We start from the raw sequence: 21693 nt of genomic DNA, 5'->3' as shown, positions 1-21693 counted from the left end.
TCTACATTCTAATATTCCCTTAGAACTTTTTTATAAATATTTTAGATTTTTTTCAGAGTTTGATTAGAAACGGGATGTATTCTGAAAATGTATTGAATTTATCAAAAGGAGACGATGTTTATGCATTGGGGCTATTTTCACCCATTTGGTTTTATCTTCTTTTTATTACTACTTGGATTAATTTTTGCCAATTTCAGATTATGGCGCGGCAGAAGAGGTTTCTATTATCAAGATAGGCATCATGAACCCCTGCTTATTTTAGATAAGCGATTGGCCTCGGGAGAAATCACAATCGAGGAATACACAAAGCTGAAGGAATTCTTGAGCGGGAAACAGAAGTAAACGTTGGGATAGTTCATAAATTGGAAGCTGGAGTTGGTCTTTTTTATAAAAGCTGACAAACCCGACCACTACAAAAAACTCAGTTTGGTTGTATAGAACTGAGTTTTTTTGATTATGGCTCTTTTCGTAAAGTTTGTTGTTTTTGGGAATAACACTGTCCGTTCCTCTCCGCTACAGGCGCTTGCTTTCCGCGGGGAGGAAGTCGAGCCTCCTCGACGTTCCGTCTGCGGGGTCTCGACCTTTCCTCTATTTCCCGCAGGAGTCAAGCGCCTTTCGCTCCAATCCACTCTGTGTTTTCAATATAGTTAAAAGCAACAATCTCTGAGAAAAGAGCCTTGATTATTCACCAATAATTTAAGCGATTGGCAGAAATAACTTGATGCATGAATCGTGATCCGAGACTACCATATGTGCGTTGTATCATATTACAACGTTTTTTTTCATTATTAAAAATTAACGGAATTTCCTCTTCTCTAACTAAACTGACCCCTTTTGGCCAAAATTAATAAAGTACTTACAAAATCATCATTCAACTCAATCTAAAAATACAAGACAACGCTAGAAACTTTAACACAATTCCTTCACGTTCCTATACATATATCTTTCTTTCCCAGCTGTCTTTACACCTGTTACATATATTAGTGTGTTTTGGGGAAATTGAAATTAGAGAAATTTTGTCTAAATTTTGGAGGTTAGATAATGGAGATTGGAAATCAGGTGAGACTTACCTCAGTAGAGATTACATCTTTATGGGCTTCATATATCAATGACACCGCTATTTCATGTAAATTCAAGTTTTTTTTATCCAAAGTGGAGGATGAACAAATTAAACCATTACTTAAACAGGCTTTTGATATTGCCCAAGGAAATCTTAAAACTCTAACTGAAATTTTCAAAAAAGAAAAGTATCCAATTCCATATGGTTTTAAACTTGATGAAGATGTAAATATATCTGCTCCTAGATTGTATTCTGATTCATATGCGTTACATTACCTCCATCAAGCTTCGCAAATTGCTTTTCAAGGTTATAGTATGAATTTAGCTTTATCTGTCAGGGGAGATGTGTATAGTCATTTTAATGAGTGTATTTCACAATTAACCACATTTCTAAGAGAGGTAAAAGAACTCTTATTATCAAAAGGTCTTTATATTCGGTCTCCCTATTTACCAATACCAGATGATATTGATTTTGTTAAAAAGCAAAGTTTTTTAAAGGGTTTTTTTGGAGAAAAAAGACCTTTAACAGGTACAGAAATTACAAATCTCTTTGCGAACTTTCAAAGAAATGCTTTTGGAGTAGCAACCTTGCTGGGTTTTAGTCAGGTCGCTCAGTCAAGGGAGGTTGCCGAGTATTTAGTTAGGGGAAAGGACATAGCTAAAAAACATTGTGAAGTTTTTGGTTCCATTCTTAGTGAGGGAAATCTCCCTATTCCAATGACATCAGGTACCGAAGTAACGGAGTCAACCGTATCTACCTTTTCAGATAAACTGATGATGTTTTATACTACATCACTAATCGCCCTTAGTATTGGATTTTATGGAACAAGTATGGCAATGAGCCCAAGGAAAGATCTTGGTCTTCATTATGTCAGGCTTTCTGCTGAAATAGCAAAGTATGCAGAGGAAGGGGCGAATCTAATGATTAAAAACGGTTGGTTAGAACAACCGCCCATGGCAGCGGATAGGGATGAATTAGCAAAAAAATGATGCGTGAAGACAGTTCTCTTGCTTCTTGATTGTGTGTTGTTAACTGATATCCGAGGAAGATCGAAGAATGTATATCATTTTACCCTCCGCAAAAATGAAACCTTGCTGAACAACAGCAAGGTGATTATTTGAAAATTTTCATATGTACTCTGGTGCAGGATTCTGAAGCCACTTACATTTCTTTTTCTCGTGATGGAGGCTTTCCCACTTTAATTATTAACAACTTCTATCCCAAACCACATAAACGGAATACCCAAAGTACTGAGTTTTTTGGATTATTCCCAACCTAAAAAATGAATAATCCGGTTTATAGCCAATAATACTAATAATTATTCCACACGAGCGGGGGCGTTCTACAACCATGCAGGTAGAGAATTTAATCCTGGCAGCGATGTGGCTGTTCGGTTTTGCTGGCTTTATTCTATTAATTCCACGCAAAGATTGGCGCAAGGGAGCCTTGGCTTTCTTGATGTTTCAAGCAGTTATTTGGCTTTGCGATATGCCTTCCTTTGAATTTGGCCTGTTAAGTGCGCCTGTTCGGGAGTTCCCTAATGCGTCAGATCTCCCCCTTACAATTGATTATTGGTTTTATCCTGTTCTGTTTTCCATCTATTACGTCCGCAAGAAAGTAAAGGGTAGCCGTTGGTCCAAGTTTACATTTTTTGTTTGGATTTCTGCTGTCACGTTGTTTGATATTCTTCTCGAGAGATTTTCAGATTTATTAGAATATGAATTGATCACGTGGTGGGGAATGTGGATATACATTTCGTTTCTCTTTTACGTAAGTCAAGTTTTATGTAATTGGTTCTATAAGGATGAAGCTGTGTTTCATGCAGAACGGCGGGGTATCTAATGAGAATTGAATGGTGGATCTTAATATCCGTCTACATATTGGCAACAGGGATTCTTTTCTTTATACCGAAAAATAAATTTCGCCTAGCGGTCGTGGCGTTTTTGTTCAAACAGATTATTACTTTTCTTATAGGATTAGTAGTCGTAGAGCTGGGGCTGATTAAATATCCTATTCGACTTTTTGCTTCTATCAATCGGACGAGCTTTACATTTGAATATTATGCTTTCCCAGTCATATGCGCCGCCTTTAATGTATGGTATCCTAATCACCGCAAAACTCTCATTAAATTGGCATATTATGCTGGCTATAGCTCTGTGCTGACGATTGCTGAAGTCATAATCGAAAAATACACCGACCTCATTAAATACATTCACTGGGACTGGTATATTTCTTGGATTTCTATTTGTCTTACATTTATTGTATCGCGATTATTTTGTAATTGGTTTTTCGCAAAATAAGGCATGGGGACGGTTCGAGACCACTGAAAACACCCTTAGGCTTGGGCACATAAGACAAAACGGCTTTTTTCAGTAGTCTCAGACGGTTCTCTTCATTCTGCTTTACCGTTCGTGGTCCTAGGTTCAGTGCATGAACCCGAAAACGACTAAAATGATACATAAGAACTTCCCTATGCTTCGTTTCAGTTCCGTTAACCGTAGAAAACTTAAATTTCCAATAGATAAATAGGTGGTAAAATATAGTAGAATAAATAATTATAAATTTCGAAATAACATTTTAAAGTTAGTTTAGAGACTATAGGAGCCATGCTATGGAAATTTCTTTAATCAGGCACGGGAGATCTTTGTGGACTGAAAATCATCCAATTACCTGTAAAGAGCTTCAAAAATGGATTGAACAGTATGATTACAATGGAGTTTATACAGAAGATTCCTACCCTTCTGAAACCCTACAAATTATTTCAGCTGCAAATATCGTCATTACTAGCGATTTGAAAAGGGCTATCGAGTCGGCAGGTTATTTAAATCCAAACATAAAAACAATCCCGGACCCATTGTTTCGTGAAACAGAGCTTCCTATTCTATCAACAAATCTATGGGGATTAAAGCTCAATCCAAATACTTGGCTAGTTTTTTTAAGATGCCTATGGCTTAGCGGCATTTCAAGTGATTGTGAATCTTTAAGAGATGCAAAAATCAGAGCAAAAAAAGCAGCCGAACGTTTAATTGAATATGCGAAAGAGAAAGAGCTTGTCGCATTAGTCGGTCACGGATTTTTTAACATGTTGATAGCAAAAGAACTATTAAAATTAGGTTGGACAGGTAATGGAAAAACAAGCTCCAAGCATTGGCATTCAACTACTTATTCATTTAAGAAAGGATAATAGAAGCCCGATTCTCATGAGAATTGGGCTAATGTATCAAAAGAAATCAAAAAACGCTGATTTAATCGGCGGGACCTTCCTTTCGAAAAGTTGAACCTCATTCTCGGACCCTTTTAGGTATCCCATTTCATAAAGTTCCATCGGCCTTTTGTAGCCAAATAGAATGGCTGATAGAGAGTTGATGTTCAGTTGAATCCCTTTTTTAGGGGGATGAACACAGTGGCTGCCTGTTTTTTCTTTAAATGCCTTTACTTCCCCGTTTCCAAGCAAGTAGCTGCCATTGTTCCATGGCGCGTGCTCGTCTTCGAGATGCAGGAATAGGGCCTCATTTTCAAGCAGAAACGGGAATCTCTTCAAGCATTCCTCGGCGTTCACGATCCTTGCCATAAAATAAGGAGTTACCTCCTGCTTTACATTAGGCTGCTGCAGAAAGTAAGGAAAAGAATCATGACTTGCAAGTGTTATTGTAACTGTTTCAACCATGGAATCATGCTGGCAAATGAAATTCCAAAGCCCTGTGCGCGCTTCATGGTCAAGTGCAACGAGCTCCTCTACCTCCATTTTTCTATCCTTCACATAGTACAGCATATAACCCAAAGCCTCGTTTTCGGAACGATAATAGACAGCAAGCTGAGAATGATCGTCATATACGCTCTGTTTCCACCAATTGGTCTCACGCTTCAGCGTCCCTGTATATTGACTGCAAAACTGCTGATAAATTCTTTCTATCTCCTCATTATGGGTGTCTTTTGAATATCTTCTTATAAAACCATGCTGCGCTTCGAGGAGCTTCAGATTGATTTTTTCAATCGTTAATTTTTTCTTATCACTTAAAATCTCCCACCCATATTTACGATAAAAACCGATATCAAACGGGTGCAAAAGGGATACAACCTGATTATCATCCCGCATCTGTTTTAAGGATTCGATTATGAGGGACTTTACGTAACCTGTTCGTCGATATTCCGGGTATGTGGCCACTCCGGCAATGCCGCCCATTTTCCATTCAGCATTCTTCATATAAATGGTTAGCGGGATGATATGTAATTTAGCAGCCAGCGTATTCTCTTCCCATATTCCTAAAATTTTGTGGTTTTTCAATTTTTCCTTCCGAGCCGGTATGCTGTCCTCCGGCACCTTATATTGGAATGCGTATTCTGATAGTCTTACAGCGTCTAGATAATCAGCTTCTGTCACTTCTCTAAATATCATTCGGCCAACCCCTTTTCGTTCATTACATGTATTTCTTAAAATAATGCTCCTTTAACCAATTTTACCAAAACTTAGAAGATCCCGCACAGTGTACCTTGGCCGTTTTTCCGTTTACTGGATTCGTTTATCAAAATATCAAATAGTTTATTTCCTCTAAAATAAAAAAGGCGCATTTCTTCTTACAGAAATGCGCCTACCTATTTCTTTCCTTAATATTTATAAGATTGCCCGCCATCAATTGGAATAACAGTTGCGTTGATGAAGTTGGCTTGGTCAGAAAGTAAGAATGCCACTAAATAACCCACTTCTTCTGGTTTACCGAAACGTTTCATTGGGTTTGGCTGCACAAATTGTTTTCCTACCTCTTCCCAGTTATCTGGATCCATTTGTTTTAATGATCCTTCGACCATCGGTGTCATGATGGCGCCTGGTGCAATGGCTTTGATGCTGATTCCATATTGACCGTATTCAATTCCAGAGTTTCTAGTTAATCCGACCACGCCGTGTTTACTAGCGGCATAACCAGATTGGTTGCCTACCCCGCGAATACCGCCAACAGATGCAGTATTAACAATAGAGCCAAAGCCTTGTTCTCTCATGACTTTCAATACGTGTTTCATACCATAAAACACACCATTTAAATTGACGCCGATTACTTTTTGGAATTCCTCAATGCCAAAGTCTTCTGTTAAGTTTTGTTTACCTTCGATCCCTGCGTTGTTGAAGAAGCCATCGATTTTCCCAAATTTCGCAACTGTTTCACTTACATAGTTTTCAACCGCTTTTTCATCTGCCACATTTGCTGTAATCAGCAATATTTCTGCGTTTGGTGCAACCTCTAGTACTTTGCTTTTCGTTTCTTCTAATGAAGCAGCCTTTAAGTCAACAAGTGAAAGTTTTGCTCCTTCTTTTGCCACTTGTAGAGCAGAGGCTTGACCTAAACCAGAACCTGCACCTGTAATTAATACTAATTTCCCATCAAAACGATTACTCATGGAAAATTCCTCCCTTTTTTTAAAAAATTATTTTCAATTAAAATATCTCATATTAGAGATTTATATCAATGAAAGGTCATCATTTCTACTTAGACACTAAGATTTATTATTGCGCCGTATACCCGCCATCAACAGTCAAACTATTGCCAGTCATGAATGAAGAATCATCTGAAGCCATGAATAACACTGCTTTTGCCATTTCTTCTGCTTTCCCTAACCGTTTCATTGGTGTGACTTCAGCCAAAGCCTGCTTGCTTTCTTCCGGAATAATTGGTGTATCGATAAAACCAGGGCATAATGCATTAATACGAATATTTTGTTCAGCATATTCAAGTGCAAGGGAACGAGTTAAGTTAATCACGCCGCCTTTTGCTGCATTATAGGCTGCTGAACCTGGTGATCCAACCCAACCGTACATTGAGGCCGTATTAACAATCGTACCGCCTTCTTTTTTCAGCATTTCGCGGATGGCTTCACGTGCGACTAAGAAGACACCATCTAAGTCAACATTGACGGTGTTGCGCCATTCTGAGTACTCTAATTCATGTGATGGCTGAACACGGCCAATACCCGCGTTATTGAAGACCACATCCACTTTGCCGAACGTTTCAACGGTTTGTTTAAAAATATTTGCGACTTCTTCTTCACTCGTAATATTTGCTTTTATAAAAAGAGCTTCCGCATTAAGCGTTTTCAATTCTGCTTCAAATGCCTTCCCTTTTTCTTCATTTAAATCGACAAGAACCACTTTGGCTCCCTCTGAAACGAATAAACGTGCTGTTGCTGCCCCAATGCCGGATGCTCCACCGGTAATCACAGCTACTTTGTCTTGTAATTTTCCCATCCTAAATCCTCCTCGTATTCAAGAATTCTTTAGCACAGTCTAGAGAAAAATAATTGATAAATCTATTATCTGTGCTTTATTGTTCACAATTTAATTGTACTATTTTGTTCACAACTAACAATCATTAAGATATCATGAAGTGTCTACTAATTAGACACTTATGTTAAATCTGTCTATCTCTAGGGAGTTTTTTTCATGAATCATGAACAAAATACAGCAACTCAACGTCAAAATCGAACAAAATTGCACTTAAAACATGCATTGATTGAACTTATAAAAGAGAAGGGGTACCATGCGGTTACGGTAAAAGACATTGTCGATTACGCCGCTTACAATCGCAGTACCTTTTACATTCATTACACAGATAAAATTGAATTGGCGGAGGATTTACTTGTTTCTATGCTTGAGGGGTTGGAGGTTTCCGTAGGCAAAGCGTATGTACCTGGACAAAAGGTTTATACTACCAAGCTAAACGCCCCCTCTTTTAATATCGTTTCTTATATCTATAAAAACCAGAATTTTTTTACATTGATTAACTACTTTGACACGTTACCAGGATTACATACACGGTTCCCTCAAACAATAATAAAAATATATAAGGAACAATTTGTTTTCGAAACCATCAACAACATCCCAGTTAATATGGATTATTTTAAACGTTACACAGCCTATGGCTTCTATGGGCTTCTTCAGAATTGGATTGAAAATGGCTTCAAAGAAACGCCAGAACATTTTATCCAAGAAGCCATTGAACTTACAAAAACTCATATTTACTCATTTCAATATATAGGACATAACAGATAAGTATCTGCACCAATGTGAAGAATATCGAAAATAGGCTTCTCCAGATATACCAGTGGTGCAACAATTATAGGTGAAATATTAAATTGAATTTTATTTGACTAAATTTCCCGTGAGCGCAAAAAGACATTGAGCTGCCGCAGCGGCCTCAAGTCAATATTATGCCTGCCGGTCGGTGTGTTTAAATAATTACGAACAATGGATCTGCAGCGGATGTGTGGCAGTCGGTGTAAGCAGGAATCTGGAAGCACCTCCCAAAGGCGGAAATTTTGAGCAAATTACCAACTATGCGTTACAATATATGGATAAGGCCCGTGCTGCAAAAAAATCATTGCAGCCGGTTCAATAGGAATAATAGGAGGTTTTAACAATGCCAACAAGTTTAAAAGATACCGTTACATTACATAATGGTGTGAAAATGCCGTGGATGGGGTTAGGAGTTTTTAAAGTTTCGGAAGGTGAAGAAGTAGTAAGTTCAGTAAAAGCCGCAATCCGCAACGGTTATATTAGTATCGACACAGCTGCTATTTATCAAAATGAAGAAGGTGTCGGTCAGGGCATTCGGGAATCCGGCGTTCCTCGTGAAGAACTTTTTATTACGAGTAAGGTTTGGAACTCCGACCAAGGTTATGAATCTACATTAAAAGCTTTCGAAACTAGTCTTAACAAGCTGGGAATCGATTATTTAGATCTTTATTTAATTCACTGGCCAGGTGTTGATAAATATAAAGATACGTGGAAGGCGCTTGAAAAGCTATACAAAGACGGTCGTGTCCGCGCGATTGGCGTAAGCAATTTCCAGATTCATCATTTAGAAGATTTAATGAGTGATTGCGAGATTAAGCCAATGGTCAACCAAGTGGAGTTTCATCCTCATCTAACACAAAAGGAGCTTCTGGCGTTTTGTAAAAAAGAAGGAATCCAAATGGAAGCATGGTCGCCATTAAAGCAAGGCCAGCTGTTAAACGATCCTGTCCTTGCAGACATTGCTCACAAATATAATAAATCCGTGGCTCAAGTCATTTTGCGCTGGGATCTGCAGCATGAAGTTATCACCATTCCAAAATCAATCAAAGAGCACCGTATCATCGAAAACGCTGATATCTTTGACTTCGAGCTGACTCAAGAGGACATCGAAAGAATCGACGCGCTAAACCAGGACAGCCGTGCGGGATCCCACCCTGATACAATGAGAGTAGGATTTTAAAACCTTTTCGTTTTGGGGCCAACTGAAGAAATAGCTGATAAATTTTTTGGAACAATTTGATGATGCAAAATAATTTTAAAGCCCGACGAGCACCTTGCTTGTCGGGCCTTTTCACGTGCCAGGCTTCGAACACATCCCCTTAAAGAAAAATCGGCTTATAGTAGAATGAAACGATAACATAATCACGATAAGAAAATTAAAAGCAATTAACTACCAGTAATTCCAACCATGATGATAGGTGAGGTTGTCAGTTACATACATGATTGCTTATATACCACAAAGAATAATCCCCCATAAAATTAAGTGCTTTACATGCTTCATTAGCGACTGTGGGAAATGTCAGCACACCGCTCCTATTGCCTATGCTAATATTTACATTGAAGGGGGTTCGTAAATGATATTGGTGAGTTCGTGTTTAGCAGGTTGGGAAGTCCGATATAACGGTACACATAGTTTAAATAATAAAATTAGGAAACTAGTAGAAGAAAATAAAGCTGTTACCATTTGTCCAGAGTTACTTGGCGGCTTTTCAACCCCAAGAGAGCCTGCTGAAATTATTGGCGGCAACGGCGAAGATGTACTGGATGGAAAGGCTAAAGTAATGGATCAAACAGGAAAAGATGTTACGCAGCTTTACCTAAACGGAGCCTATGCTGCTCTTGAAAAAGCCAAAGAAATAAAGGCGACTATTGTGGTTCTTAAGGAGAACAGCCCGTCCTGCGGCAGTTCATTGATTTATAACGGCAAATTTATTGGTAAAAAAATTGAGGGAATGGGGGTTACTTCTGCATTACTAAAAAGAAATGGATTTAAAGTGATTTCTGAAGAACAATTTGCGGAAACCTTCCTTTAAATATGGCGCTCTGGTTTTAAGGGGGATAAGATGCTACAAATACTAAAGAATTCAAGTCATTTGATTATTGTCATTCACGAAATCTATGGCATTAATCAACATATGGAGAACTTTTGTGATTTATTATCAAAACAGGATTTTGATGTGATTTGCCCCAACCTATTAGATCGAGAACAACCTTTTACTTATTCTGAAGAGGAAATTGCCTACCTTCATTTTATGAAGAATGTGGGATTCTCGGAAGCTGTACTCAAAATAAAGAATCTATTGTTAGTCGTTAAAAATGATTACGAAAAAATATATATGATCGGATTTAGCGTTGGCGCAACTGTTGCTTGGTTGTGCAGTGAAGAAGAATGTTTGGATGGGATCGTAGCATATTATGGTTCCAGGATTAGAAATTACCAACAGATTGCGCCGCGATGCCCTACGGTTTTATTCTTTCCGGAGGAGGAACAATCCTTTCATGTGGATCAGTTAATTTCAAATCTGGACCAAAGAAATATCGAGATTCATAAATTTATGGGACAACACGGATTTAGTGACCCATACTCTGCTAAATTTAATGAAAAGTCATCTCAAAATGCCTTTAACAAAGTGCTAAACTTTTTAAAGAAACATCATTGAGAATTTCTTTCATAAACCAGGCACGTGGGAAAATAGTCTTTACTAGATTAATCCATGCGTCTGAACATTGCGCAAAAACCGGCATCCTAAAGATGCCGGTCAAGTGCTGTTGTACTATTTTATATTTCCCGTATTAGTAAGGAATGTGGCTATTTCTGGGAATACCGCCAGCAGTCCGATGAATAGTAACATGATAATCGCATATGAAAAAACACCTCGAGTAATTTCTGACATTGAGGCAGATTTGTCTACTCCCTTTAATACGAATAAATTTAATCCGACAGGTGGTGTAATTAATGCTAATTCCATATTAACAACCAAAATAATAGCAAACCAGATTGGATCAAAACCTAAAGACGTAATAATTGGATATAAAATTGGGACCGTAATCACGATAATGGAAACCGTCTCCAAGAAACACCCTAGAATCAACAATACGATATTTATTAAGATAAAAATAACCCAAGGGGATACATCCCATGATATAGCCATTTCGGTAATGGTTTGTGGGATTCTTAGAACCGTTAAAATAAAGCCAAGCAGCATGGCACCAACAATAATGAAAAGAATCATTGCATTTGTTTGAACGGTTGAAAATAAGATTTCTTTCATATTTTTAAATGTTAAATTTCTATAGGCTAATCCAGCAACTAATAAGCTAATGACTACCCCCACTGCCGCCGCTTCAGTTGGTGTAAACAGGCCAGAATAAATACCGCCAATAATGATAACTGGCAGGATTAATCCCCATATAGCTTTTTTTGATGCCTCAAATCTTTCCGCCCATGTGGCCGCCTTTTCCTTAATATGCCTTGTCTGCCAGGAGGCAAAAATGGTGAAAAACAATGTAAGGAGTAATCCAGGTACAATACCTGCAACGAAAAGTTTACCTACTGATTCTCCTGTGATATTTCCATAAAGAATCATCGGAACGCTAGGCGGAATCAAAATCCCCAATGTACCACCAGCGGCTACTAACCCTAAAACATATCTTTTCGTATAGCCACGTTTAACCATTTCTGGAATAGCCACTGAACCAACCGTTACAGCCGTTGCCACACTTGAACCTGAAATAGCAGCAAAAATGGCACAGCAGAAAATAGTACCAATTGCAAGCCCGCCCGGTAAATGTCTAAACCATTTGCTTGCCATTTCATATAAATCTTTCCCAACACCGCAAACTAATAAAATCTGGCTCATTAATACATATAATGGAAGAGCCGTTAGCTCGAATGAATCTAATGCCTTGTATGAAATAATCGGTATTTGATTGAAGGCTAGTGTTCCGCCATTAAAGAAATACATACCGCCTATCGTAAGTAAACCTAGCGTAAAGGCAACGGGCAGACCAATTAATAGGAGAGTCCCCATTCCTCCAAGGAAAAATATATTCATGCGTGAGTCTCTCCTTTCCGATTAAAGCCATCAATGATTTGTAAGATAAATGCCATGCAAAGCAATACCCCGCCAATAGGAAGCAACATTTCCGGTATATACATCGGCACCCTTAATAGTGATGAAGATGTTGTTCCGATTGTATAAGTCCCTTGAACATGCAGGATCGAATAAAATGTGAAAATGACACTAAAAAGGAGCCCTAAAGTATTGGAGATCACATCCAAAACATTTTTTACTTTTAATGGTACCGCATTTGTTAAAAGATCCACTGTAATATGTGAAAAGGTTCTTAACGCGTATCCGCTGCCGATAAAACAGCTTCCAATCAACGAATAAATGGATAATTCTGTCGCAAATATCGTTGGGGAATTGAAAATAGCACGAGACACTATCTCATAAAAGATCATTCCTGTCATAAGCACTACGAATATGCCTGAAATGATTCCACCAAGATAGATGATTCTATCGATGAATTTATAAAGCGTCTTAAATAAATCCATTTTTCCCTCCAAACTATGTCAGAAACGACATTATTTAAAAATTCACCCGGGAGATGTGTCCTCCCAGGTGATGATATAATTCTACTAATTTAGTTTTGTTTTTCAGCAAGGTCTAGAAGTTCCTTTCCAAGATCTCCCGCTTGTTTTTCGAAAATATCATATACTGGTTTAGCCTCGTCCTTCCAAACTTTTAGATCTTCTTTAGGAACAACGTAAACTTCCACGCCCTTCTTTTCTAGTTCTTTAGCGGTTCTCGTATCTTCAGCCTTTGCTTTATCACGAATCTCTTTTTCCGTTTCGGCAGCAGTTTCCTCAATTAACTTTTGTGTTTTGGCAGGAAGCTTATCCCAATAACCTTTATTTACGGCTAAAATAAACTCCAAATAGGCATAATTGTTAATGGTTAAGTATTTAACCACTTCATCATATTTTCTTTGAAGCATCGCAGTTGTTCCTGATGTTGCACCATCAACGGTATTACGCTGTAATGCCATATAAACTTCTCCGGCCCCCATAAACACTGGAGAAGCTCCATATGCTTTAATTAATTCTGATGGAATTTCACCAATACTTCTAATCTTTAAGCCTTTAAAATCTCCAGGCGATTTAAGCGCTCTTACATTATTAGCAAATTGAGCGAAACCATAGTCAGCAAATAATAATACCTTTGCACCCTTTTCTTCCATGGCAGTTCTTAGTTTGTTACCCATTTCACCTGAAAGTGCTTTACCAGCAGCCTCGTAGTCTGGGAAAACATAAGGGACGTCAAAGATTCCCATAGCAGGAACAGTCGAAGCCCATAGTGTTGACGAGTTTAATCCCATTTCTACCCCGCCTGTCAGGATCGACTGGTTCATTTCCTTATCACTTAACAACTGTCCAGCTGGATATACTTGCACCTTTACCTTACCGCCGGATTTTTCCGTAACCTTTTTCGCAAATTCTTCAATACCGACAGAAATGTGATGGTCTTGAGGAAGATTGTACGCTAAACGAATGGTAGCTTCTTCGTACCCGTCTCCGCCGCTGTTGCTTTCTGCTTTTCCCCCATTTGCAGGAGATGCTTGATTTGTTGCCTTTCCCCCACAAGCTGTCAAAATTCCCATTAATAAAATTAAGGCTAGAAAACTTGAAATTACCTTCTTCATTTTAAATCCCTTCCCTCTTATATTTAAATTTAAATCTCTCAATATCCCCTATTTTTCCTATCGTGTTCGGTTATTGTGCTCCTCTATTTAGGATTGGCAATCTTTTACTTTATGCAGATGACCCGTCAATTCCCGATTTGTAAATGGTTTCAGTAATTCGATGCAAGCTAGAAGCTGCTCTAAGTCAATTCCTGTATCAATGCCCATTTCATGCATCATGAAAACAAGATCCTCTGTTGCCGCATTACCAGCTGCACCAGGGGCAAATGGGCACCCGCCAAGACCGCCGATAGAAGCATCAAAACGAGTAACCCCCGCTTCTAATGCAGCCATTACATTTCCCAGTGCCAGTCCATATGTATCGTGAAAATGAGCAGAAATACTTGACTTTGTTTTTAATGAAATGGCAGCCTGAAATAACTCAAAAACCTGCTTTGGATTCGCTCTTCCAATGGTGTCGGCAAGAACAATTTCATCTACACCGAGCATCTCTGCTTCCTCGACCATTTTGAGAACCAGGTCAGCATCTACTTTTCCCTCAAACGGGCACCAAAAAGCAGTTGCAATACTATAGCGAATAAAAATATCATTTGCTTTTGCTTTTTCGATTACCGTTGCAAGATTAGTAATAGATTGCTCCCGGCTCATTTTTACATTTTTTAAATTAAAGCTGTCACTTGCCCCTACTACCAGTGATAGTGAATTGACACCACTCTCTATCGACCGGTTATACCCCTTATCATTAGGAATCAGCGCCATATATTGAACAGAAGGGCTTTTTTCTATGCCGTTTAGAACTTCCTTTGCGTCCTTCATTTGCGGAACATATTTCGGATGAACGAACGAAACTGCTTCCATCCGTTTGATCCCAGTTTTGCTAAGTGCATTGATTAGCTCTATTTTCTTTTCAGTCGGGATAAAATTAAATTCATTCTGAATTCCGTCCCTAGGTCCGACTTCGATTATTTCTACCTTATCCGGAAGGTTCATAAGACATCCCCTCTTTTATTGTAAGAAATTCCAAGCTTCGTAAATTGGATGGGATCGTTTTCTCTAAATAACCCCTTTTGCTTTCAGATCCTTTATTTGCTCTTCAGTCATGCCTAGCTTCCCGCCAAGAACATCATCGTTGTGCTGCCCCAATTCTGGTCCTGCCCACAGAATTTCACCAGGGGTTTCACTCATCTTTGGTACGATTCCTGGCATCTTCAACATGCCAAGCCCATCAATGGCTACTTCCTGAATCATTTTCCTGGCTTGATAATGCGGATCATTTACTATATCCTCCACAGAATAAATGGAACCCGCCGGAACCCCCGCTTTATCTAAACATTCCTTTACTACCTTAAATGGCAAACTTTTCGTCCATTCTTCGATTAGACCGTCTAAGAATGAAGCATGTTCAGATCGTTTAGCATTGTTTTCAAACCGTGAATCTTCGGCAATATCCTCACGTCCCATTGCATACATAAGCCTTTTAAAAATGGCATCTCCATTCGCACCAATAACGATATACGTTCCATCAGAACAAACATATGTATTCGATGGTGTAATTCCTGGCAGCATGCTTCCCGATCTTTCACGAATCAATCCTGCACGATCATATTCGGGAAGAACGCTTTCCATTAAACTAAACACCGATTCATATAGGGCAACGTCTATTACCTGTCCCTTACCTGTACCATTCACATCACGATGGTAAACCGCCATTAATGTACCTATCACAGCATAAAGTGATGACAAGGAATCTCCAAGACTTACACCTACTCGTACCGGCGGACGATCTGGATATCCCGTGATATAGCGAAGACCTCCCATTGCTTCCCCAATCGATCCAAAACCCGGTTTATCTTTGTACGGACCATCCTGACCGTACCCGGACACCCGAATCATAACCAGACCCGGGTTAATCTTTTTTAATTCCTCGTATCCGAGCCCCCACTTTTCCAATGTTCCAGGGCGAAAGTTCTCTATTAAAATATCAATTTCTTTCACCAGTCCGCGTATCAGCTCTTGCCCTTCATGGTGCTTCAGGTCAATGGTAATGGACTTTTTATTTCTGGATTGAACATACCACCATAGACTTGTACCGTTTTCCATAACCCTCCATGTTCGGATTGGATCACCCTTAGCTGGAGGTTCGACCTTTATAACCTCAGCACCAAATTCAGCTAATAACCGAGAGGCAAATGGGCCTGCAATTAGCTGTCCCATTTCCAGCACTCTTAAACCTTCCAATGCTTTTTTTCCCATTTGTATTCATCTCCTATAATCTAAACCTGTTTAAAGTTAAGGATGAATTCTACTTATAAAGTGATATAAGTGCCCCTAAATCATGCTCAATGTGTTCAAGCATTATCTTTGCGGCTTTATCCCCATTCCTTTCTTTAAGTGCTGAAAGGATGCGGGAATGTTCTTCGATAGGACTCTCATCTCGCATGGCTTCTTTCACAACACTGTTCCTTAGATAGGTAACTTTATCCCGAATCATATTTGTTAATGAAATCAGCTGGCGGTTACCGGATGCCTTGAGGATAATCTCATGAAATTTGATACTCAATTCCACTACATGATTTTTATCCTGTTTTAACCATGCTGCTTTAGTTTCTTCCACGATCTTTTCAAGCATTTCTAATTCTAAAGATTCAATTTTCTGAGCAGCCAATTTAGCTGCAAGCGATTCCATTTGCTGCCGAACTTGATAAATATCAATCATATCGGATATTGAAGGGCTGAACACATGTATTGCGTTCCCCTTTTGCACAAGCAACTCATCTTGAATAAGGATTTTTAAAGCTTCACGAACCGGTCCGCGGCTGGTGCCAAATTCCTCAGCAAGTTTTGCTTCTACTAATCTATCACCAGGAATGTAATCTCCTTCTAATAAACGTTTTTTTAATATTTGATAGATTTGGGTATTTAGGGTATCTCTAACAATCGATTCCAATGATAGGCCCCTCCTTTCTGAACCACTTTGCAAACGTTTTATCAAACTATTTTTAATAGTAAGATAATTACGGTTAACTGTCAACGGTTAACAATCCGTGTTTTTAGTATCTTCTGAATATTGATTCCAAAAAAAATAGCCTTCAAAAGTTTATAAAAATACCCAAAAAGACGGAATCCGTGGTTACTAATGCCAGGAATGCGGGATATATCTATATTTATAAAAAAATAAGCGCAAATAATCCCCTCCTGATTATAGGAAGAAATCATTGCGCTTATTATTTAGCTTTTAATAAACTAATAGTTGCAAGATGATTAATAGGGTCGGTTCTCTTTTTTCAAAACGAAGTGTCAATTCAGGTTCTATCTTCACCCTATGCCACTTTGTCCATATTTTCAGCAAAAAAAAAACCCGAAAAATCAGGGGCTTCTTTCAATATGCGGAAACCGTCTTTCAACCTATCATCTATTAAAAAAGTCCTACTTTTATAAGTTCAGCTATTGCCGAACAACTGCTTTAGCAATCAATGAAGTAATGGCGCCAGTTTGTGTTAAAAGTCCAAAACTTCCACCAACAACAAGATAAACAGCATAATAATATTGGCAATCCATCTTAGGCGGCAACGGAGATGATGTGTTAGATGGATGTTATATGCCCAGCGTTATGAACGCCGATGTAAAAGTCCATAGTTTAGGGATATATAAAAGTGAGAGGATTAAAATGAAAAGTTGTCACTTTAATCCTCTACCCTTAAATGTAATTAGTTAGGACTCGCTTTTTGTACGATTAACAGCTGATGGCGGTTCCTCCATCCTCCATCCAACCATGTTTTATTAAAATCGTTCCCCCATCCTTGGCAAAATCAAATGTGTTTGACATGATATTTCCTATATTTAAAAGCAGGTCGCTCCTAAAACTAAAACCTGCCCCAATCGAATTGCTCCCTAGTCCAAAAATGGATAATAAATTGGTATTATACATCATAAGTTTGTCAGAAAAGGGTGAAATGGTCGAATTTGTAACCATTCCGGCCCAGGTTGAAGGGGCTGGAATGTCGCTATCTATTAAAATGTCACTCATCGTAGATATTACCTTTTTGGCTAATTCTTTTCCTCTAGTGAAGTATTTTTTCACCTCTGGCTCTTTTGCTGCCTGTTCAAATCCTATCATTAACTGCATCCCAGTAATATTAGTCTCCATGGATTGGTAAACCAAACCGATTTCAACGGTGTTTAGTGCCCTTTTTTGTCGAAATGGATTTATGCCTTTTGTGTAACTTGTATCTTGAATGAATTCCACTTCTTTAGGCATAGGTATAATAGGCGGGCATGTCAAAACACCTTTATCCAGAAGGTGTTCGGTTGTTTTGGAATATATACGTTGCATATCATTCGTTAACTCTATGTACAATTCTCGAATATCTGGTCTGTATGACAAACCTTCATGTAGGGTATAAAGACCTGATAAAATTTTGCTCATCATTCTGACATACATAATTGCATAGTTATCATCAAATAATTGCGGTGCATTTGTATTTACATCACTTTCGTTAAAAGCGGCGGGAATAACAGCACCAGCGTTTTTAAAAATGGTTTTAATTTTTTGTTCATTTTTGGTTTCAATTGTGTAAATGTTTTTTAAAATCACTTTTAATTCATCCTCATTTGCCGTCTCGATAAAATATTCCAGAACCCTTAGCAGCATAGATTTTTCTTGATAAGTCTGCCATAAGTTCCCTAACTCAGAAGATGATAATGGTATGGTAGACAATTTTACACCTCCAAATAATACCTCTTATGTATGTACATCTCTTTGTTAGGATTTATATATTCAAAAAAATTTATGTACGAAAGAGGGAATATGTTTGTGAAGGAATGTACATAAAGCAAAGCTCAATTCCCGTACTTTTAAACATGTTTCTTCTACGATGATGATAGGAGCTTGGACTCTTTGCAAAATTTCGGCAAAAGCAATATGTCAATAGGTGTTATTGGTACATTGTTCTTTACTTATTTTCATGTTTTAGTTTTATACCCATCGATATAAAAAAAGAGAATCGAATAAACGTATAAGAGCTTCATAATAGAATAGAAAGAAGCTTCCAATTATACTGATGAAAAGGATGCAAATGTTTCTGTAGGAGAGAGGACTATTATATGCTATTTTATGTCATTGCCATCCTCGTCATTGTGATGGACCAGCTTTCTAAATATCTCATTCGGGCCTATATTGAAATTAATGAAACATTTACATGGCGGGGAATTCATCTCACACATATCGAAAATAGCGGGATGGCAGGAGGTTTATTTCAAGGCAATGCATGACTCTTCGGAGTTGTGGCTGTTTTTTTCGTGATAGCAGTTTTATATTTTCGCAGATCCGGAGAAATGAAGGGTGTTCTCATCGATTGCAGTTTTGGATTCCTAGTCGGAGGAGCAATTGGAAATGGAATCGATGGACTTTTGTTTGGGGAGGTGACAGATTTTATCATTCGCTCTAAGGGAATTCTTAACTTGGCCGACCATGCGATCGAGATAGGGGTGTTCCTGCTTATTATGTATGGGATCGTCAGCTGGTTGAAAAATAAGCACTAGATATGACGATTTTGAGGATTGTGATGGTTTTGAAGAGAGCAGCGACGAAAGCTCTAGTTCCGACTAAACTTCCAATAACCGTTCTATTCCTTATGAAACGATTGATGATCACACTGAAGGAAAATCCTTCATAGTCCAACTATAATTACTCCCACAGAAATATACTCAAATCAATGACAAGGGAATTGCCTACGAATAATCGATAAAGTGTCGGATCCTTCTTTCCACATGGAGTAAAACTTTGTGAAGCTGCTAAAAGTTTGTTTAAAGCCAGTTGAAATAGATATTATCCCTCCTGTGTAGACAGTATGAAAATATCCATTCTGCTGCATAGGAGGATTTATTTTGGGTAGAAAAGGACAAACTTTCATAAACTATCAGACTTTTCCGCTGCTTCCCCTGTAAGACCTTGTCCCCAAATCACATCCTATCCAATAAGCACTTCCTCCTATTTTGCATCACTGGCAGGCGCCTTCAGTACATTCCATTCCTAAAAATGTTAAATTAGTATGGTAGTGGATAAGGAAATATATTCCACAATAAAAGGAGGATGATTATGAAGAGTGTATTAGTAAAATCCTTGCTTTCCGTTACATTAGGGTTCGGAATTGTAGCAGGAGGGACAATCCCTAGCCTGGCTGCTGAAAACCAGTTAACGAAATCAGAAGGAAAAAACCTGTATGTGATTGCATTTAAAAACGGGCTGCCAAAAGGATACGAAGACGTAATCAAAAAAGCAGGCGGCCGAGTGGTAAATGCACTCTCGGAAGTGGGAGGAATCGAAGCACAGTCCGATGATCCTTCATTTCTAAGTAATCTCAAAAAAGTACCTTCCATTGAGGTGGCTAGTAAAGAGATACCACTTGCATTAAACCAGCCGGCGATGATTCAAAACACCGCCCAAACAGCATCTCTCAACCAACAAGGAAGTCTTTGGGACAAGCAATGGGACACTCAAAGGATAACGAACAATGGGAAATCGTATGAAATTGAAACCGGCGGATATAAAAATGAAAAAGGAGAAATGATACATAAAGCGGTTGTAGGGGTAATTGATACTGGGATTGATCCAACACATCCAGATTTACAGAAGAACCTTCTTGGCGGACGGAATTTGGTCCCTGCTGGCATGGATGCAACAGAAACTGGAGACCCAAATGACATTGTGGACCGTAACGGCCACGGAACACATGTGTCTGGAATTATTGCAGCAAATGGAAATGTCAAAGGCGTAGGTCCAGACCTAGGAATTCGCACCTATCGTGTATTCTATTCAGACCAAGCTCTTACTCTCCCATCCTTTATCATTGATGGCATCATAGCAGCTGCGAATGATAAGGTAGACGTCATAAATATGTCTCTAAGACTCTATAATACTTCGAAAACCATCATCGAAGGAGAAACCTATAAAACAACGGCCGATACGTTATTGTGGAAACGCGCGATCCAATACGCTCTGAAGAACGACGTAACTGTAGTAGCGGGTAGTGGAAATGAAAGCTTAAACCTTGATGACAAGAAAGAAGTTACGAATTACTTAAACTCGCTTTATGAACCATATGGAATCACACTTAAGGGACCAACTACAGTCGTACCTGCACAAATGCCTGGAGTGATCAATGTATCGGCCTCAAACAAATGGTCCCAACAGGAACTTGCCTTTTACTCCAATTATGGAAACAGTGCGATTGATGTAGCCGCTCCTGGAGGGGACTTTGGTGCGAAATATGCCGAAACCTTTGATCCAAACACGGCAGATTATTCTAACTTAATCCTAAGCACATGGCCAACCTACTTAGGTACGCCATACAATTATAATGCAGGTACTTCAATGTCAACTCCTCAAGTCGCTGGGATTGCCGGCGTTATTAAAGCTGCACACCCTTATTTAAAACCTTCGCAAGTATCAGCCATCATTAAACAAACAGCGATTGACTACGGAAAACCAGGTCAAGATGCCTTGTATGGTTCTGGGGAAGCCAATGCTTATCGGGCATTGATGAATATAAAAAAATAGAAAAGTAACGAGAGATACTAGAACCCATAATTGGGGGCATTATTTCCTTATTGAGGAGATGTGCCCTTTTTTGTGTTCAATGAGAATTTGGAGTTTAGGTAACAAATTACAGAAATATTTAAATTAACAAGATTCTGTTAAACATCACCCGTTCTATTTAGAACTTTGCCTCTTCATTAGGAATTTGATTAACTACTCGATTAGAATTCGATTCTATTATTTGATTTTTATGTTAAAAGGGCAAATTGATCAACGGGTGCGGGTGAAAATCGTATTAAACTGAGGGATTTTTAGAAGAAAAACGAT

The 21693-nt window shown here is 38.6% G+C and carries 21 protein-coding genes and 1 pseudogene; 12 read left to right on the top strand and 10 right to left on the bottom strand.

What is annotated here, in order from left to right; genetic code table 11:
- The first annotated feature begins 120 nt into the window (after positions 1-120).
- The 5 genes from ACZ5AE_RS04025 to ACZ5AE_RS04005 all read left to right on the top strand — a co-directional run bounded on the left by ACZ5AE_RS04025 (position 121) and on the right by ACZ5AE_RS04005 (position 4244).
- The gene (locus ACZ5AE_RS04025; protein ID WP_464569688.1) at positions 121-342 is read left to right on the top strand and encodes an SHOCT domain-containing protein; all 222 of its coding nucleotides are present in this window, start codon (positions 121-123) and stop codon (positions 340-342) included.
- Between the two features lie 699 nt (positions 343-1041).
- Positions 1042-2049 (top strand): DUF3231 family protein, encoded by a 1008-nt coding sequence (locus ACZ5AE_RS04020; protein WP_464569686.1) that lies wholly within the window; start codon positions 1042-1044, stop codon positions 2047-2049.
- A gap of 361 nt (positions 2050-2410) precedes the next feature.
- On the top strand, positions 2411-2902 hold the full coding sequence (locus ACZ5AE_RS04015) for a CBO0543 family protein (RefSeq protein WP_464569684.1): 492 nt from the start codon (positions 2411-2413) through the stop codon (positions 2900-2902).
- The gene (locus ACZ5AE_RS04010) at positions 2902-3360 is read left to right on the top strand and encodes a CBO0543 family protein (protein WP_464569682.1); all 459 of its coding nucleotides are present in this window, start codon (positions 2902-2904) and stop codon (positions 3358-3360) included. The genes ACZ5AE_RS04015 and ACZ5AE_RS04010 overlap by 1 nt, the downstream gene beginning before the upstream one ends.
- Before the next feature lie 311 nt (positions 3361-3671).
- Positions 3672-4244, top strand: coding sequence for a histidine phosphatase family protein (locus tag ACZ5AE_RS04005; protein WP_464569680.1), 573 nt, complete (start codon positions 3672-3674; stop codon positions 4242-4244).
- Positions 4245-4280: 36 nt separating this feature from the next.
- On the opposite strand, the gene ACZ5AE_RS04000 is transcribed toward ACZ5AE_RS04005, so the two are convergent.
- From ACZ5AE_RS04000 to ACZ5AE_RS03990, 3 genes are all read right to left on the bottom strand, one after another.
- Positions 4281-5456 carry a GNAT family N-acetyltransferase gene (locus ACZ5AE_RS04000; protein WP_464569678.1) on the bottom strand — a complete coding sequence of 392 codons (1176 nt, stop codon included), beginning with the start codon at positions 5454-5456 and terminating at the stop codon, positions 4281-4283.
- A gap of 209 nt (positions 5457-5665) precedes the next feature.
- Positions 5666-6451: an SDR family oxidoreductase gene (locus ACZ5AE_RS03995; protein WP_464569676.1), complete on the bottom strand. Its 786-nt coding sequence runs from the start codon at positions 6449-6451 to the stop codon at positions 5666-5668.
- A 106-nt stretch (positions 6452-6557) separates the two neighbouring features.
- On the bottom strand, positions 6558-7295 hold the full coding sequence (locus ACZ5AE_RS03990; RefSeq protein ID WP_464569674.1) for an SDR family NAD(P)-dependent oxidoreductase: 738 nt from the start codon (positions 7293-7295) through the stop codon (positions 6558-6560).
- A gap of 195 nt (positions 7296-7490) precedes the next feature.
- Here ACZ5AE_RS03990 and ACZ5AE_RS03985 point away from each other — a divergent pair, with 195 nt between their 5' ends.
- From ACZ5AE_RS03985 to ACZ5AE_RS03965, 5 genes are all read left to right on the top strand, one after another.
- Positions 7491-8099: a TetR/AcrR family transcriptional regulator gene (locus ACZ5AE_RS03985; RefSeq protein ID WP_464569672.1), complete on the top strand. Its 609-nt coding sequence runs from the start codon at positions 7491-7493 to the stop codon at positions 8097-8099.
- A 172-nt stretch (positions 8100-8271) separates the two neighbouring features.
- Entirely contained in the window at positions 8272-8445 is a 174-nt protein-coding gene (locus tag ACZ5AE_RS03980; protein ID WP_464569670.1) for a hypothetical protein, read from the top strand.
- A gap of 21 nt (positions 8446-8466) precedes the next feature.
- On the top strand, positions 8467-9303 hold the full coding sequence (locus ACZ5AE_RS03975) for an aldo/keto reductase (protein WP_464569668.1): 837 nt from the start codon (positions 8467-8469) through the stop codon (positions 9301-9303).
- Positions 9304-9697: 394 nt separating this feature from the next.
- Entirely contained in the window at positions 9698-10156 is a 459-nt protein-coding gene (locus ACZ5AE_RS03970; RefSeq protein WP_464569666.1) for a 2-thiouracil desulfurase family protein, read from the top strand.
- A gap of 30 nt (positions 10157-10186) precedes the next feature.
- Positions 10187-10783, top strand: a complete 597-nt coding sequence (locus ACZ5AE_RS03965) for a dienelactone hydrolase family protein (protein ID WP_464569664.1) — start codon at positions 10187-10189, stop codon at positions 10781-10783.
- A 114-nt stretch (positions 10784-10897) separates the two neighbouring features.
- On the opposite strand, the gene ACZ5AE_RS03960 is transcribed toward ACZ5AE_RS03965, so the two are convergent.
- The 7 genes from ACZ5AE_RS03960 to ACZ5AE_RS03930 form a co-directional block, all read right to left on the bottom strand.
- A complete protein-coding gene (locus ACZ5AE_RS03960) occupies positions 10898-12178 on the bottom strand; it encodes a TRAP transporter large permease (RefSeq protein ID WP_464569662.1) in 1281 nt (426 codons plus the stop codon).
- Complete coding sequence (locus tag ACZ5AE_RS03955; RefSeq protein WP_464569660.1) at positions 12175-12681, bottom strand: TRAP transporter small permease; 507 nt, start codon at positions 12679-12681, stop codon at positions 12175-12177. The genes ACZ5AE_RS03960 and ACZ5AE_RS03955 overlap by 4 nt, the downstream gene beginning before the upstream one ends.
- 89 nt (positions 12682-12770) lie before the next feature.
- Entirely contained in the window at positions 12771-13829 is a 1059-nt protein-coding gene (locus ACZ5AE_RS03950) for a TRAP transporter substrate-binding protein (protein WP_464569658.1), read from the bottom strand.
- A gap of 87 nt (positions 13830-13916) precedes the next feature.
- Complete coding sequence (locus ACZ5AE_RS03945) at positions 13917-14819, bottom strand: hydroxymethylglutaryl-CoA lyase (protein WP_464569656.1); 903 nt, start codon at positions 14817-14819, stop codon at positions 13917-13919.
- Positions 14820-14882: 63 nt separating this feature from the next.
- Entirely contained in the window at positions 14883-16082 is a 1200-nt protein-coding gene (locus ACZ5AE_RS03940; protein ID WP_464569654.1) for a CaiB/BaiF CoA transferase family protein, read from the bottom strand.
- Positions 16083-16131: 49 nt separating this feature from the next.
- Complete coding sequence (locus ACZ5AE_RS03935) at positions 16132-16776, bottom strand: GntR family transcriptional regulator (RefSeq protein ID WP_464569652.1); 645 nt, start codon at positions 16774-16776, stop codon at positions 16132-16134.
- Between the two features lie 786 nt (positions 16777-17562).
- Entirely contained in the window at positions 17563-18546 is a 984-nt protein-coding gene (locus tag ACZ5AE_RS03930) for a DUF3231 family protein (protein WP_464569650.1), read from the bottom strand.
- A gap of 386 nt (positions 18547-18932) precedes the next feature.
- On the opposite strand from ACZ5AE_RS03930, the pseudogene lspA reads away from it, so the two are divergent.
- A pseudogene (gene lspA, locus ACZ5AE_RS03925) lies at positions 18933-19370 on the top strand (signal peptidase II).
- 556 nt (positions 19371-19926) lie between these two features.
- A complete protein-coding gene (locus ACZ5AE_RS03920) occupies positions 19927-21387 on the top strand; it encodes a S8 family serine peptidase (protein WP_464569648.1) in 1461 nt (486 codons plus the stop codon).
- Positions 21388-21693 lie beyond the last annotated feature (306 nt).

The sequence above is a fragment of the Neobacillus sp. S1227 genome (assembly GCF_055385255.1).
Note: the sequence above shows the minus strand (reverse complement) of the source record. Positions and strands in the feature narration are given on the sequence as shown.

Coding starts and splice junctions, on each gene's coding strand:
- ACZ5AE_RS03945 (WP_464569656.1), bottom strand. CDS start 14,819: ATGAACCTTCCGGATAAGGTAGAAATAATCGAAGTCGGACCTAGGGAC.
- ACZ5AE_RS04020 (WP_464569686.1), top strand. CDS start 1,042: ATGGAGATTGGAAATCAGGTGAGACTTACCTCAGTAGAGATTACATCT.
- ACZ5AE_RS03960 (WP_464569662.1), bottom strand. CDS start 12,178: ATGAATATATTTTTCCTTGGAGGAATGGGGACTCTCCTATTAATTGGT.
- ACZ5AE_RS03985 (WP_464569672.1), top strand. CDS start 7,491: ATGAATCATGAACAAAATACAGCAACTCAACGTCAAAATCGAACAAAA.
- ACZ5AE_RS03950 (WP_464569658.1), bottom strand. CDS start 13,829: ATGAAGAAGGTAATTTCAAGTTTTCTAGCCTTAATTTTATTAATGGGA.
- ACZ5AE_RS04025 (WP_464569688.1), top strand. CDS start 121: ATGCATTGGGGCTATTTTCACCCATTTGGTTTTATCTTCTTTTTATTA.
- ACZ5AE_RS04010 (WP_464569682.1), top strand. CDS start 2,902: ATGAGAATTGAATGGTGGATCTTAATATCCGTCTACATATTGGCAACA.
- ACZ5AE_RS03990 (WP_464569674.1), bottom strand. CDS start 7,295: ATGGGAAAATTACAAGACAAAGTAGCTGTGATTACCGGTGGAGCATCC.
- ACZ5AE_RS03965 (WP_464569664.1), top strand. CDS start 10,187: ATGCTACAAATACTAAAGAATTCAAGTCATTTGATTATTGTCATTCAC.
- ACZ5AE_RS03920 (WP_464569648.1), top strand. CDS start 19,927: ATGAAGAGTGTATTAGTAAAATCCTTGCTTTCCGTTACATTAGGGTTC.
- ACZ5AE_RS03995 (WP_464569676.1), bottom strand. CDS start 6,451: ATGAGTAATCGTTTTGATGGGAAATTAGTATTAATTACAGGTGCAGGT.
- ACZ5AE_RS04005 (WP_464569680.1), top strand. CDS start 3,672: ATGGAAATTTCTTTAATCAGGCACGGGAGATCTTTGTGGACTGAAAAT.
- ACZ5AE_RS03970 (WP_464569666.1), top strand. CDS start 9,698: ATGATATTGGTGAGTTCGTGTTTAGCAGGTTGGGAAGTCCGATATAAC.
- ACZ5AE_RS03955 (WP_464569660.1), bottom strand. CDS start 12,681: ATGGATTTATTTAAGACGCTTTATAAATTCATCGATAGAATCATCTAT.
- ACZ5AE_RS03975 (WP_464569668.1), top strand. CDS start 8,467: ATGCCAACAAGTTTAAAAGATACCGTTACATTACATAATGGTGTGAAA.
- ACZ5AE_RS04000 (WP_464569678.1), bottom strand. CDS start 5,456: ATGATATTTAGAGAAGTGACAGAAGCTGATTATCTAGACGCTGTAAGA.
- ACZ5AE_RS04015 (WP_464569684.1), top strand. CDS start 2,411: ATGCAGGTAGAGAATTTAATCCTGGCAGCGATGTGGCTGTTCGGTTTT.
- ACZ5AE_RS03940 (WP_464569654.1), bottom strand. CDS start 16,082: ATGGGAAAAAAAGCATTGGAAGGTTTAAGAGTGCTGGAAATGGGACAG.